This is a genomic window from Methylophilus sp. 14 (genome assembly GCF_015354345.1).
GTDB lineage: Bacteria > Pseudomonadota > Gammaproteobacteria > Burkholderiales > Methylophilaceae > Methylophilus.
This window is the reverse complement of record NZ_JADKYS010000004.1, coordinates 74,517-87,242: the sequence shown is the minus strand read 5'-3', so window position 1 is coordinate 87,242 and position 12,726 is coordinate 74,517. Positions and strand designations below refer to the sequence as shown.

Below are 12,726 nucleotides of genomic sequence, written 5' to 3'. Positions count from 1 at the left end.
TATAAAAATATAATCTGTTAAATAGTATAACAACGCCCAAAATTACCTTAAAAAACACTCAAATACTAACTTTTTTTTACAATTAAAGCGGTGTTTAGTAGCATATTTGTAACTTTGTTCTAATATTCCAGCGCATCCACATCCAGCACCCAGCGGATTTTTGCTTGCAGCGGATGCGTCCTGACCCACTCGATCGCCACCTGCAATAGCTGCTGCAAGGCGCCGCGATGTGCAGACTGCAGCATCACATACCCGCGCTCCATACGATTTAGCCGGGCAATGCCGGGACGCACCGGGTCATAGACCAAAGGCTGCTCGGACAGGGTTCCGGCTTGTGCCGCAACATACGCCCTGGCGGCATGACTAAAGTCTGTTAAAAACTGGCTCACCAGGCTGTAATCGGCCGCTTCTGCCTTCATCACGGCAATATAAGTGGCGGGAGGGAATTGCATGACCATGCGCTCCTGCAACAAATCATCGGCAAACGCCGCATAGTTTTGCTCGCGCAGTGCCGCAAACAAGGCATGCTGCGGAAAGGCGGTTTGTATCAGCACCTCGCCCGGCTTGTCCCCACGACCGGCGCGGCCTGCCACCTGCATCAGCTGTGCAAACAGGCGCTCACTGGCCCGATAATCGGGGCTGTATAGTGCGCCATCAATGTCCAGCACCCCCACCAGCGTCAAATTGGCAAAATCATGGCCTTTGGCCAGCATTTGCGTGCCAATCAGAATATCAACTTGGCCAGCATGTACCGCGGACAACAGCTCGGTTAAAGCATCCTTGGCTTGAATGGTGTCGCGGTCCACGCGGGCGACACGCGCCTGCGGAAAAAGCTGCTGCAAGCTTTCCTCAACCCGTTGCGTGGCCTGGCCAACCGGGCGCAAATCGGGATTACCGCAACTCGGACATTGCACAGGAATCGGTTGCTCATCGCCACAATGGTGGCAACGTAATACGCGCTGGCGCAAATGCAACACTGCTTTTGCAGAGCAACGGCGACAATCCGCCAACCACTGGCATGCAGAACAGTGCAATACCGGCGCGTATCCGCGGCGATTAATAAATAGCAAGCTTTGCTCGCCGCGTTGCAAGCGTAGCTCAATGGCCTGCTTTAATTGCGGCGTGAGGCCTGCTTCCGGCGGGCTGTGCGTGTTATCAATACAAAAAATACGGGGCAATTTTGCCTGGGCCGCCGCCCGCTTAGTCAGCGTCAGCAAACGGTAACTGGCTTTTTTTGCATTCGGTACACTTTGCGCTTGATCGCCCATCGCGTTGTACCAGCTTTCCAGAGAAGGTGTCGCGCTGCCAAGCACCACCGGAATCCGGCATTGTTTAGCGCGCACCAGCGCCACATCACGCGCATGGTAACGCATGCCATCCTGCTGCTTGTAAGAGGTATCGTGCTCTTCATCCAGAATCATCAATTTCAGATGCGGCATCGGCGTAAACACACTTAAACGCGTGCCGATGACAATGCGCGCAGCGCCGGACTGCGCCGCCTGCCAGTTTTGCAAGCGCTCACTCTCGCTCAAATGACTATGTAGCGTCACCAGTGGAAACTGGCTCAAGCGACTACGGAAGCGGCTTTCTAACTGCGGTGTGAGATTGATTTCTGGCACCATGATCAGCGCCTGCGCTTGCGGGGCGGCGAGCACCGTTTGCAACAATCGAATATAGACCTCGGTTTTACCTGAACCAGTCACGCCGAATAACAACCAGGGTTGAAAACGGTTTAAATCCGCCAGGATCGCATTAACCGCATGGTCTTGCTCGTCATTTAGCGTGGGCGCCAGGTCAGATGCAGGCAGAGAAGGGCGCGTCGCAATCACTTCGCGCCTGGACACGTAGCCAGCATCCAGCAGTGGCTGTATGGCTTTGCGCCAGGTACCGGACACTTCGCCCAACATCGCCTCACTGCATTCACCCTGCTGCTGCAGGGACGCAACCAGCCTGGCCAGCACTTGTTGCCGCTTACCAATAAAGTCTTCCGGAATGGTATTCGCCAACTGATACAGCCACATTTTTCGCGTCACCGCCGGTTTAATCTGGCGCAAACGCAGTGGCAAGCTAGCCAGCACGGTCTGGCCAAAAGGGTAGTGATAATAGTCGGCGCAAAACCGCAGCAGCTTCAAGGTTGCCGCATCAAATGGTACGTCGTCAAACACTTGCAGCACGGCTTTGAGCTTGTGCGACGGGACATCAGTTTCGCTCAGCAGGGCCATGACGATGCCCACCAATTGCCGCCCGGCGAAGGGCACCACGACGCGATTGCCTTCACGAATCAACAAGCCAGGATTTAAATAATCGAACTGGCGATCCAATGGCACATCCAGCACCACACGCACGATACTGGCAGGGGTTGTGGCCTGAAGGTCGGTGGCAGCTGAACACATGGGTGAAAATGCTTAATTAGGTTAAAATGGCGGTTTGACTATTCAGCACCATTTTAACCTTGAAACAAACGATCACAGAACTCATTCTGCAAGCGGTGAAACCGCTGGTAGAAGATACCTCCAGTCTCAATATCATTCTTGAGCGGCCAAAGTCTGCCGACCACGGCGATTTTGCGACCAATATCGCCATGCAACTGGCCAAGCCTTTAAAGCAAAACCCACGTGCGATTGCGCAGCAGATTATTGACGGCTTACCCGCCAACAACGTGATTAGCAAAGTCGACATTGCTGGCGCTGGTTTTATCAACTTTTTTGTCTCAGCTGACAGCAAGCAGGCGATTGTGCACGAGGTATTGCAAGCAGGCACTGCTTTTGGCCGCAACCAGGCTGGCCAGGCTGAAAAAGTGCAGGTGGAATTTGTCTCGGCCAACCCAACAGGTCCCTTGCACGTCGGTCATGGCCGTGGCGCGGCGGTGGGCGACTGTTTATGCCGACTACTGGATGCCAATGGCTGGGATGTGACGCGTGAGTTTTATTACAACGATGCGGGTGCACAAATCGACAATCTGACCAAGTCAGTGTTGGCGCGTGTGCAAGGCATCAATCCTGACGATGCAGGCTTTCCGGAAGACGGCTACCGTGGCGACTATATCATCGATATCGCACAAGCCTACCTGGCCAAAGCCACCATCACCGCTGACGACATGCAAGTGACCGCCAGCGGCGACGTCAATGATACCGATTCCATCCGTAAGTTTGCTGTGGCTTATTTGCGCCACGAACAAGACCTGGACTTACAGGCATTTCAGATCAAATTTGACGTGTTTTCACTCGAAAGTGCCCTCTATAGCGAAGGCAAGGTAGAAAACACCGTGCAATCATTGATCGCCAGCGGCCACACCTACGAGTTGGACGATGCCTTATGGCTGCGCACTACCGCGTTTGGCGATGACAAAGACCGCGTCATGCGGAAAAAAGAAGGTGGTTTTACTTATTTTGTGCCTGACGTCGCTTATCACCGCGAAAAATGGAACCGTGGTTTTAAACGCGTGATTAACGAACAAGGTGCAGATCACCACAGCACCATTACCCGCGTGCGCGCAGGCTTGCAGGCGCTGGATGTCGGCATCCCGCAAGGCTGGCCCGAGTACGTATTGCACCAGATGGTGACCGTGATGCGCGGTGGCGAAGAAGTCAAACTGTCCAAACGCGCCGGTAGCTATGTCACTTTGCGAGACCTGATTGAAGAGGTCGGCTGCGACGCCACGCGTTACTTCCTGGCTGCCCGCAGCCCGGATTCGCAACTGGTATTTGATATCGACCTGGCGCGCGCGCAAACCAACGATAACCCTGTCTATTACATCCAGTATGCCCATGCCCGCATCTGCAGCGTGCTCAACCAGTGGAACGGCGACGTGACCAGTTTGACTGCAGCAGAGCTGTCACCGTTGCAAAGCGCGACAGAAACCGCCCTGATGCAAGCACTGGGCCAATATCCAGAAATCGTCAGCAGCGCCTGCCAGGCATTGGCACCACACATGGTGGCCAACTACCTCAAGGAGCTAGCCAGTGCCTTGCATTGTTATTACAATGACACCAAATTTTTGGTGGAAGATGACCAAGTCAAACTGGCACGTTTGGCACTGATCACCGCCACCCGCACGGTGTTGCGTAATGGCTTGGCGTTATTGGGCGTTGGCGCGCCGGAAAAAATGTAAGCATCCCATTAATGACTGCTGAATTGATTGGTTAACCTCACAATGAGTCGCGACTACAAACCCTCACAAGCCAAAGCAAAAAGCAAAAGCAGCGGCAGCACTTTTTTTAACGGCCTGCTGGTCGGCCTGTTTCTGGGCGTCGCGCTCACCGTGGCACTGATCATCTACATCAAAGGGGATCATAGCCCATTTTCCAGCGCGTTTAAAAAAGACGACGGCCAGCAAGAAATACCGATCAAGAGCACTGTCACCGAAGAAGAGGTCAAACCTGGTAGCGCCTCAATCGAGGATCCAAACAAGTTTGATTTCTATACGATTTTGCCGGATACCGAGAGCAAAATCAGCGAACAGCAAGTGAAAAAGAACCCGACCATCAAGCAAGAAAGCTATTTTGTGCAAGTCGGCGCCTTTGCCAAAGAGGACGATGCCAACAACCTGAAAACCCGGCTGGCATTAGTCGGTTTTGAAGCGTTTGTGCAAACCGCAGAGATCCCCAACAAAGGCACCATGCACCGCGTACGCATAGGCCCTCTCAATGATTTGGCCAAAATCAACAAAATCAGCCACGATTTGGAAACCAATGGCTTCCAGGCCAATCTGATCAAGGTCAATATCGAATCTTCCACCCATTAATACCGCTGCCATCGCGCTGTCATCGTATGCGCAGTTGCCACGTTAATACATGACGTTCCACAAAACTTTAGGAAACTGACTTTATGAAAAATATGTTGTTGAGTTTGATGCTTTGGGCTGGCTTCACCGCAAGTACTGCCTGGGCAGATCCGCAAATGGGTCAACAGTTTGATCAGGTTGCACAGCAGATCAGCACTGACCAACCGGCCAAAATCGAAGTCATGGAGCTCTTCTGGTACGGTTGCCCGCACTGTTACCACATGGAACAACCATTAGATGCCTGGGTAAAAAAACTCCCGGCCGACGTCTACTTTAAACGCATGCCAGCCTTACCCAATGCCAACTGGGCCCCTATGGCCAAAGCCTATTTCGCCATGCAAGAACTCGGCGTGCTCGATAAATTGCACAGCCAGTTATTTGACGCTATCCACAAAGCAAAAACACTGAATCCAGCCGATGAAGCGGCTGCGATTGACTGGGTGACCAAACAAGGCGGCCTCGACAAAATCAAGGTCGAAAAAGCCTTCAAATCCTTTGCCACCAACATGCAGATGAACAAAGCCATGCAAGTGTTCCGTTCTTCTGGTGCCACTGGTGTGCCGGCCTTGATTATCGATGGCAAATACATCACTGGCAGCTCCATGGCTGGTGGTAACGAAGCCGCGCTGCAAACCGCAGACTTTATTATTCAGAATGTGCGTAAAGACAGAGCCGCTGGTAAAAAATAAGCCCGTTGCTTGAATTTAAAAACGCCTGATGCCACTATCAGGCGTTTTTTATTGAGCGCTAGCTTTTTATTTCGCCTCTAGGCGAGTCACTTTCTGATGCTTGCCCCTCAGAAAGTAACCAAAGAAGAGGGCACCCAGCCATCACGGCCTTCGGCTCCCTTGCGTTGCTCAACAAAATAAGCCGGTCACGAAACTCGCCCTGACAAGCCACACAGAACGTGGCTTGTTGCGGAGCTCAAACAGTCGCTCCCTCTACTCTTATTTTGTCTCCGCTACTCAGCGTGATGGGATGGGATTATTCTCGCCAAACTCACATTGGTGAAATTTGGACGGTTCAAAAACCAAATTCTTTTTATTCACTTAACGAACGATTGCGGTCGCATGGTGTTCGGGGTCCCCATCTGCCGCGCCGAGCAACGCAGGGTTGGCGGGAGTTGTCGGCCATCGACTGTCCGAATCCCGCAGTAGCTCACGCTTTGTGTGAGCTGCTAGGTTGAGTTTCGATGGCCGCCCGACAAGCCGAGTAGCACAGGAATCAAGCGGAAGCTGGGGTGTCTTGTTCTTTGCCTTCTTTCTTATGGACAAGCATAAGAAAGAATGGTCGCCGACAAGGCGAAAAGCAACCTACAAATCAAAGAACAACCTTACCAGCCCATTCTAACCAACACCTTAACGCCCCGCCTTCAACCAACGCCCAATCCAGGTCTCCGGCATTTCCGTCCCCGTCACCAGGTAATGCAGTGTTTTAATATCATGCATCACAAAACGCTGTATCGATTTAGCCTGATCCAGGCCACAACACAAAATCGTGTCGCCAATTTGCAACGGCGTAGACAACTCTGGCAGCAACATCTTTTGCTCACCGCGCACCAGCATCAGCGGCACTACCGGCATTTCATGTCGTTGCTGCCCGGCCGGACGCATCATCAAATGTTTGAGTGCAGGCTGTATGCCTTGTTCCATGAGTGCACACACGGCCACCGCCATGTCGTCCGCAATGGTGATATCCCAGGTATCAGGCACTTGCTCGCCTAATTTTGAAACCAGCTGGGCAATGACGGCATTGGCCCAGGCGTTGCCCTGATGCCGCGCAGTCACCAGAAACTCCGCCAGCATGGGCGACACCATATAAGACAAGCAGGTATGCGCAATGACATCGCTGGGCTGCATGGTGATATCGGCATTAAAGTGCTGAAACAGGGGATCGTTATGCCGTTTGTTTTTGCGGATAATCACGAACAGCTTAGGATTCAGTTCGAGCGCTGTCATCACAATCGACAAATTGTTAATATCATTGTCGGTACCAGCCACGATACCCACCGCATGCTCTACCCCGGCCTGCTGCAGGATGTGCGACTCCACCCCGCTGCCGATAATACAGTCCTCACATTGCGTGCCTTGCGGGTCAGCTTCAATAATGGTGACATGCATCTCGCCATTTTGCAGGCTGCTCACAACTGATTTGCCAAAACGACCGAAACCACAGGCAATCCAATGCCCTTGCGGCACAGGCGCGGGTGTGGCAATCGCATCTCCCGGTGCGCGGGTCAGCCATTCGTGCAACAAATAAGTGCCCAGCGCATTGAGGCGCATGGCCAGATGTTCGCCAAAAATATTGTAAGGGTTAATAATGCGATCGGTACCAAACGACGCCATATTGGCGGCAATCACGTCATTCTGCACCCGCGCCAGCACCGGCAAATCTGGCTTGATCAATTTAACGGCCACCGAAATCGCCAGGTTGGCATGGTCATCATCGGTCAGCGCGGCTACGCCACGGCACATCGGATTTTTAATGCCTGCATACAGCAACACCTCTGACAATTTGGCATCTGCACACAAATGCGGGATATAGAACTGGTAGTCGGTCATTTCCAGTTCATTGATACGCTCTGGCGAAATTTCCAGCACCACCACACGCAATTCATTTTTATCCAGCGCCCGCACCAGTTCGCCACCGGTTTCGCCATAGCCACAAATGAGGTAAAACGGCTCCATCAGGTTGCGCACATCGCGCTGAAACATGGCATTTTTAAAGGCCAGTTTCAAGGCGGACTCCTGCAATAGCGCAATAATGGCACCGATGGCGTAGAACCAGGAGATGACTGTCAGGTAAATCGAGAACGTCATCCACAAACGTTGATGCGTGGTGAACGGGTAGGGGATTTCGCCAAAACCAATGGTGGTGGCGGTGTAGCTCAGGATATAAAACGCATCAAAAAAACCGTAGCGATAAGGCTGGCCATGATCATCCACACCAGGGATGAGTACAAAACCAATCAGCGCGATCGCATAGCTAATAATGACCATGAGCAGCGGCGCGCGCATGCGCCGCAAGATCAGAAAGATGATTTGATTGAGACTCACGACTGTCTCCGTTGCTGCACCTTAGCGGCGCAAGGTGACGGTTTCGTAAATCAGCAAAATCACTGAAGTGATATTGGCCAGGAAAGCGCCGCCAGACAAAGAAACAATGCCCACAATCACCTCAGGCTCGGCGCCTTTGCTCCCGGCCACCACCCAGATAATCGCGGCGGCAATCAGTTGTATGTCAGCCACCAGGCTGGTCGCCAGATGAATCGCGCCAATCTGGGTACGGTCGCCAAACTTGAGCACGGTGGCAATCAGGTTCACCACAATCGCCACATATAACTCGTAATGCAAGTGATGGTGCGGATTATCAATCTCACCGACAAAAAAACCAAAATTGAGTGTCATGGCCAGAATAATAAAAAAGCCAAAAATCACTTTTTCCAGATTCATTTAGGTTTCCCCCGACGATTGTTTTATGGCATTCTACCCGATTAAAATTTGTTTACCGCGATGTTTTTTATGTCGAAAAGTAGTGTGCCTGTCATGCGTGTTTTAATTACCGGCGCCTCTAGCGGCCTGGGAGCAGCCATGGCCACGGCCTACGCCAGAGAATATGGCGGGAAACTGGTGCTGGCTTTGTGCGGCAGAAACGAAACCACATTGCAAACACTGGCAGACAGCTTAAAACAACAATATCAAACCACCTGCGTCATTTATTGTGTAGATGTGCGTGCCGCCGCGCAAATGCAATCCATGGCTCAGGACTTTTTACACCGCTTTGGCACCCCGCACATCATTATCGGCAATGCCGGTGTCAGCCGCGGCACCTTAACCGAATTTGCCGAAGATATCCCCGCGTTTCAAGCCGTGTTTGAAACCAATGTCATGGGCCTGGTACACACCTTTCAACCGTTTATAGAAGCCATGAAAACGGCCGCCAACCAAGGCGAGCCTGCACAACTAGTCGGTATCGCTAGCGTCGCCGGCATTCGCGGCCTGCCGGGCTCCGGCGCCTACAGCGCCAGCAAGGCTGCGGCCATCACCTACCTCGAAAGCCTGCGCGTCGAAATGCAACTATACGGCATCGCTGTCACCACCATTGCCCCTGGGTATATCCGCACGCCAATGACCGATATCAACACCTACCCCATGCCGTTTTTAATGGATGCCGATGTGTTTGCGCGCAAAGCCGTGCGGGCGATTGCCGCACAACGTCGCTTTACTGTGATTCCGTGGCAAATGGGCTTAGTCGCCCGCCTGATGCGCTTATTACCTGCATGCGTGTGGGACTTCATCATGAAAAAAGCCCCGCACAAGGCGAGGCTTTAATCACGACACTGACCGGATCAGGTCAAATCTTTAATGGTTTCGGTGGAACCATTGGTTTTCACCGACGCAATGCCATTATCACGCCCAGCTTCCGCAGAATACATTTGGCTGGTGCCAATGACCTGGCTATTGCCTGCCAGCAAATTAAAATAAGGGCGGCCATCCTTAGCCGTCAGCTTCTGATAACGCTCATCCAAAGGACTATTTTTCTGCACAGACTCAATGCCATTCTGTGCCGCCGCTTTAGTGGTGTATTGCTCACTTTTAAGAATCTGCTCGCCGTTGCCCGCCTTCAATGCAAAACTGAACTGACCGTTCGCATCACTTTTTGTTAGTTCAAACCAACCTGCCATCGCTCGCTCCTTTGTTGAATTTAATAAATACCCCATACCGCTTGTGTACCATTAATAATTCTATTTCTTGTATTGACACTAGAGTAGTCAAACAATTAATCTTTAATATTCTTATTAATTTATAACATAAAAATTACAATCATTACCAACCCAATCATCGCCAACCAAGGAGAAATAATGAAATTATCAATAGCTTTTAACAGTACACTGTTTCTTTTGGCATTAAACAGTCCCGTGAATGCCGCTGTGCTGTACAGCAATTTGGATACATCTAATAGTTTTGACACCTCATCCGCATGGGGCAACACTTATTCAAATGCAATGGAGTTTACACCAATCGCTTCTGGCGCAATTATATCTGCAGACCTTGCACTTTCATTTTCCACATCATTTGCACCTTACACTGCCACCATCTCGCTATACTCCAGCGCGAATAGCGGTGCAGGCCCAGATATTTTGCTAGAAAGCACAACCGTCAACGTCACCAATCCTTTTGGTAGTGATACGCTGACATCTGTTTCATTTAGCGGCCTTAGTACCCTCATATCAGGCCAATTCTATTGGCTAAAAGCTTATGACTCTAATGGCGGGCAATTATGGAATTTTAATAATATCGGTGTGCAGGGCTACTTTTCACAAAATGACCAGTCATTTTCCAATTACACATTAGGCGCATTTCGCATTAATGGCACAACAACCGTTCCTGAACCATCTTCAATAATACTACTTGCTTTGGGGCTAGGGTCAATATTGGTGACATCGACTAAACGTCGTACTTAAATTAAGATACCGCAAAAAAGCCCATTCAATCGAATGGGCTTTTAACTATTTATTCAGCCAAAATAGCCTCTATTCGCATCGCCACTTCATCCAACACAAAATCTGGCACCGCCTCTTTAAATTTTGCCTGGCGCACACGCCAATCTAGTGACTTTAACTGATGGCAATGCACTGCACCTTGTATTTCTGTGCCACTCCCCATCAAGGTCACCACTGTGCCATGTGTTCTGGCCGCTGCGGCTGCGCCTTGCGAGATTGGGCAGATCATCGCCAGGCCACGTTGGTTGAATAGCTTTGCACTGACCACTAAACCAAAATGCGGGCCTTTCATCTCTTGTCCGGAGGCTGGGTCAAATTGCAAGTGCACAATATCTCCACGCGCTGGCACATATGCCATTACAGCGCCTCGTTGCCCACAGCAGGCATTTCATCCCAGCCTTCAACCATAGGCAGGCCGTCTGGCATCTCATCCAACAATGTTTTTAAATCATAACGCTGCTTGCGCGGTGCTTTAACTTTCATCTGGTCACCTTCTAGCAACAACTCTACCTGCGATCCTTCTTTAAGCTGATTTTGCTCAATAAATGCCTTGGGCACCGTCATCACCAAAGAGCCACCAGCACGCCTTAATGTTTGTTGCATAGTTAATCTCCAACAGCAAAAGTTTTATTTTAGTAGGATATTTAGACGGCGACAAGCGATTATCAAGATAACAAAGCCCATTCAATTGAATGGGCTTTTGTTTTAACGCGTAATGGGTTTGTAGCGAATACGCTTGGGTTTTGCGCCTTCTTCACCCAGCCGTTTTTTCTTGTCGGCTTCGTATTCCTGGTAATTACCGTTAAAGAAGGTCCATTGTGAATCACCTTCTGCCGCCAGAATATGGGTGGCAATCCGGTCGAGGAACCAGCGGTCATGCGAAGTCACCAGTACGCAACCGGCAAACTCTAACAGGGCGTCTTCCAGCGCACGAAGGGTTTCCACGTCGAGGTCGTTTGATGGCTCATCCAGCAGCAAAACGTTGGCGCCAGAAATCAGCGTTTTCGCCAAATGCAAACGGCCACGCTCACCGCCAGACAACTGACCAACAATCTTCTGCTGATCACCGCCTTTGAAGTTGAAGCGGCCGATATAGGCGCGGCTAGGCATTTCAAACTTGCCGACGCTCAACACATCCAGACCACCAGAAATCGCTTCGAAGACGGTTTTATCGTTGTCCAGGCCGTCACGGGTCTGGTCGACGGCTGCCAACTTGACGGTAGGCCCGGTGATGATTTCACCGCTATCTGGCTGCTCTTGGCCTTGCAACATACGGAACAGCGTCGACTTACCGGCACCGTTAGGGCCGATGACGCCAACAATCGCGCCTGGCGGCAAGCTGAAAGATAAATTATCAATCAGCAGACGGTCACCAAAGCCTTTGGACACATTGTTGAACTCAATGACCTGGTTGCCCAGCCTGTCACCTGGCGGAATAAAGATTTCCTGGGTTTCGTTACGGCGCTGGTATTCAACGCTGGACATTTCTTCGTAACGGGCCAGACGCGCCTTACTCTTGCTTTGGCGCGCTTTAGCACCCTGGCGCACCCACTCCAGTTCTTGCTTCATGGCTTTGCGGTGGGCATCTTCCTGTTTCTGCTCCAGGGCTAAACGGTCTTCTTTTTGCTCCAGCCAGCTGGAGTAATTGCCTTTCCACGGGATGCCTTCGCCACGGTCCAGTTCCAGAATCCACTCGGCCGCGTTATCGAGGAAGTAGCGGTCGTGGGTCACAGCCACCACCGTGCCCGGGAAGCGCACCAGAAACTGTTCCAGCCATTCCACGGATTCCGCATCCAGGTGGTTGGTCGGTTCGTCCAATAACAGCATGTCCGGCTTGGACAGCAACAGTTTACACAGGGCGACACGGCGTTTTTCACCACCAGACAAGGGGCCGATCACGGCATCCCACGGCGGCAAGCGCAACGCATCGGCGGCGATTTCCAGTTGTTGCTCAACATCACTGCCGCTGGCAGCGAGGATGTTTTCATACTTGGCCTGCTCTTCGGCCAGCTTGTCAAAATCAGCATCTGGCTCAGCATAAGCGGCGTAGATTTCTTCCAGCTTTTGCTTGGCTTCCATGATCGCGCCCAGGCCAGCTTCGACTTCCTGGCGCACGGTTTTGTCAGGATCCAGCTGCGGCTCTTGTGGCAAATAGCCGATGGATAAATTAGGCTGCCACTGCACTTCGCCTTCGTATTCTTTATCGGCGCCGGCCATGATGCGTAATACGGTGGACTTGCCTGAACCGTTTAAACCCAGCAGGCCGATTTTGGCGCCGGGGAAAAACGACAGGGAGATATTTTTAATGATTTGCCGTTTGGGCGGCACGATTTTGCTCACGCGGAGCATGGACATCACATATTGCGCCATGAGAAATTCCGGGACGGTGATTGAAAGTGCGTATTTTAATACGTGCGGTGAAAATAAGCTTGCACATAAA

Annotated in this window: 12 protein-coding genes; 5 read left to right on the top strand and 7 right to left on the bottom strand. The window is 51.5% G+C overall.

The window, feature by feature from the left end; all coding sequences use genetic code 11:
- Positions 1-119 precede the first annotated feature (119 nt).
- On the bottom strand, positions 120-2,393 hold the full coding sequence (locus tag INP78_RS11260) for a primosomal protein N' (RefSeq protein ID WP_194742295.1): 2,274 nt from the start codon (positions 2,391-2,393) through the stop codon (positions 120-122).
- Between the two features lie 59 nt (positions 2,394-2,452).
- Between INP78_RS11260 and argS the strand changes: the two genes are divergently transcribed.
- From argS to INP78_RS11245, 3 genes are all read left to right on the top strand, one after another.
- On the top strand, positions 2,453-4,111 hold the full coding sequence (gene argS / locus INP78_RS11255) for an arginine--tRNA ligase (RefSeq protein ID WP_194742294.1): 1,659 nt from the start codon (positions 2,453-2,455) through the stop codon (positions 4,109-4,111).
- A gap of 42 nt (positions 4,112-4,153) precedes the next feature.
- Positions 4,154-4,744 (top strand): SPOR domain-containing protein, encoded by a 591-nt coding sequence (locus INP78_RS11250; RefSeq protein WP_194742293.1) that lies wholly within the window; start codon positions 4,154-4,156, stop codon positions 4,742-4,744.
- An 83-nt stretch (positions 4,745-4,827) separates the two neighbouring features.
- Positions 4,828-5,472, top strand: a complete 645-nt coding sequence (locus INP78_RS11245) for a thiol:disulfide interchange protein DsbA/DsbL (protein ID WP_194742292.1) — start codon at positions 4,828-4,830, stop codon at positions 5,470-5,472.
- 669 nt (positions 5,473-6,141) lie between these two features.
- Here the strand turns inward: INP78_RS11245 and INP78_RS11240 are convergent.
- Both INP78_RS11240 and INP78_RS11235 read right to left on the bottom strand, forming a co-directional pair.
- Entirely contained in the window at positions 6,142-7,800 is a 1,659-nt protein-coding gene (locus INP78_RS11240) for a TrkA family potassium uptake protein (RefSeq protein ID WP_194742383.1), read from the bottom strand.
- Between the two features lie 60 nt (positions 7,801-7,860).
- Positions 7,861-8,235 (bottom strand): DUF6394 family protein, encoded by a 375-nt coding sequence (locus INP78_RS11235; protein ID WP_194742291.1) that lies wholly within the window; start codon positions 8,233-8,235, stop codon positions 7,861-7,863.
- 60 nt (positions 8,236-8,295) lie between these two features.
- Here INP78_RS11235 and INP78_RS11230 point away from each other — a divergent pair, with 60 nt between their 5' ends.
- Complete coding sequence (locus INP78_RS11230; RefSeq protein ID WP_194742290.1) at positions 8,296-9,114, top strand: SDR family oxidoreductase; 819 nt, start codon at positions 8,296-8,298, stop codon at positions 9,112-9,114.
- A 17-nt stretch (positions 9,115-9,131) separates the two neighbouring features.
- Here INP78_RS11230 and INP78_RS11225 read toward each other — a convergent pair whose 3' ends face one another.
- A complete protein-coding gene (locus INP78_RS11225; RefSeq protein WP_024930186.1) occupies positions 9,132-9,467 on the bottom strand; it encodes a YegP family protein in 336 nt (111 codons plus the stop codon).
- Positions 9,468-9,644: 177 nt separating this feature from the next.
- Here INP78_RS11225 and INP78_RS11220 point away from each other — a divergent pair, with 177 nt between their 5' ends.
- The gene (locus INP78_RS11220; protein WP_194742289.1) at positions 9,645-10,247 is read left to right on the top strand and encodes a PEP-CTERM sorting domain-containing protein; all 603 of its coding nucleotides are present in this window, start codon (positions 9,645-9,647) and stop codon (positions 10,245-10,247) included.
- 49 nt (positions 10,248-10,296) lie between these two features.
- On the opposite strand, the gene INP78_RS11215 is transcribed toward INP78_RS11220, so the two are convergent.
- The 3 genes from INP78_RS11215 to ettA form a co-directional block, all read right to left on the bottom strand.
- Complete coding sequence (locus INP78_RS11215) at positions 10,297-10,644, bottom strand: type II toxin-antitoxin system PemK/MazF family toxin (RefSeq protein WP_194742288.1); 348 nt, start codon at positions 10,642-10,644, stop codon at positions 10,297-10,299.
- Complete coding sequence (locus INP78_RS11210) at positions 10,644-10,889, bottom strand: AbrB/MazE/SpoVT family DNA-binding domain-containing protein (protein WP_194742287.1); 246 nt, start codon at positions 10,887-10,889, stop codon at positions 10,644-10,646. Before INP78_RS11210 ends, INP78_RS11215 begins: the two co-directional genes overlap by 1 nt.
- Before the next feature lie 102 nt (positions 10,890-10,991).
- Complete coding sequence (gene ettA / locus INP78_RS11205; RefSeq protein WP_194742286.1) at positions 10,992-12,656, bottom strand: energy-dependent translational throttle protein EttA; 1,665 nt, start codon at positions 12,654-12,656, stop codon at positions 10,992-10,994.
- Positions 12,657-12,726: the final 70 nt, after the last annotated feature.

Coding starts and splice junctions, on each gene's coding strand:
- INP78_RS11260 (WP_194742295.1), bottom strand. CDS start 2,393: ATGTGTTCAGCTGCCACCGACCTTCAGGCCACAACCCCTGCCAGTATC.
- INP78_RS11250 (WP_194742293.1), top strand. CDS start 4,154: ATGAGTCGCGACTACAAACCCTCACAAGCCAAAGCAAAAAGCAAAAGC.
- INP78_RS11245 (WP_194742292.1), top strand. CDS start 4,828: ATGAAAAATATGTTGTTGAGTTTGATGCTTTGGGCTGGCTTCACCGCA.
- INP78_RS11240 (WP_194742383.1), bottom strand. CDS start 7,800: ATGCGCGCGCCGCTGCTCATGGTCATTATTAGCTATGCGATCGCGCTG.
- INP78_RS11235 (WP_194742291.1), bottom strand. CDS start 8,235: ATGAATCTGGAAAAAGTGATTTTTGGCTTTTTTATTATTCTGGCCATG.
- INP78_RS11230 (WP_194742290.1), top strand. CDS start 8,296: ATGTTTTTTATGTCGAAAAGTAGTGTGCCTGTCATGCGTGTTTTAATT.
- INP78_RS11225 (WP_024930186.1), bottom strand. CDS start 9,467: ATGGCAGGTTGGTTTGAACTAACAAAAAGTGATGCGAACGGTCAGTTC.
- INP78_RS11220 (WP_194742289.1), top strand. CDS start 9,645: ATGAAATTATCAATAGCTTTTAACAGTACACTGTTTCTTTTGGCATTA.
- INP78_RS11215 (WP_194742288.1), bottom strand. CDS start 10,644: ATGGCATATGTGCCAGCGCGTGGAGATATTGTGCACTTGCAATTTGAC.
- INP78_RS11210 (WP_194742287.1), bottom strand. CDS start 10,889: ATGCAACAAACATTAAGGCGTGCTGGTGGCTCTTTGGTGATGACGGTG.
- ettA (WP_194742286.1), bottom strand. CDS start 12,656: ATGGCGCAATATGTGATGTCCATGCTCCGCGTGAGCAAAATCGTGCCG.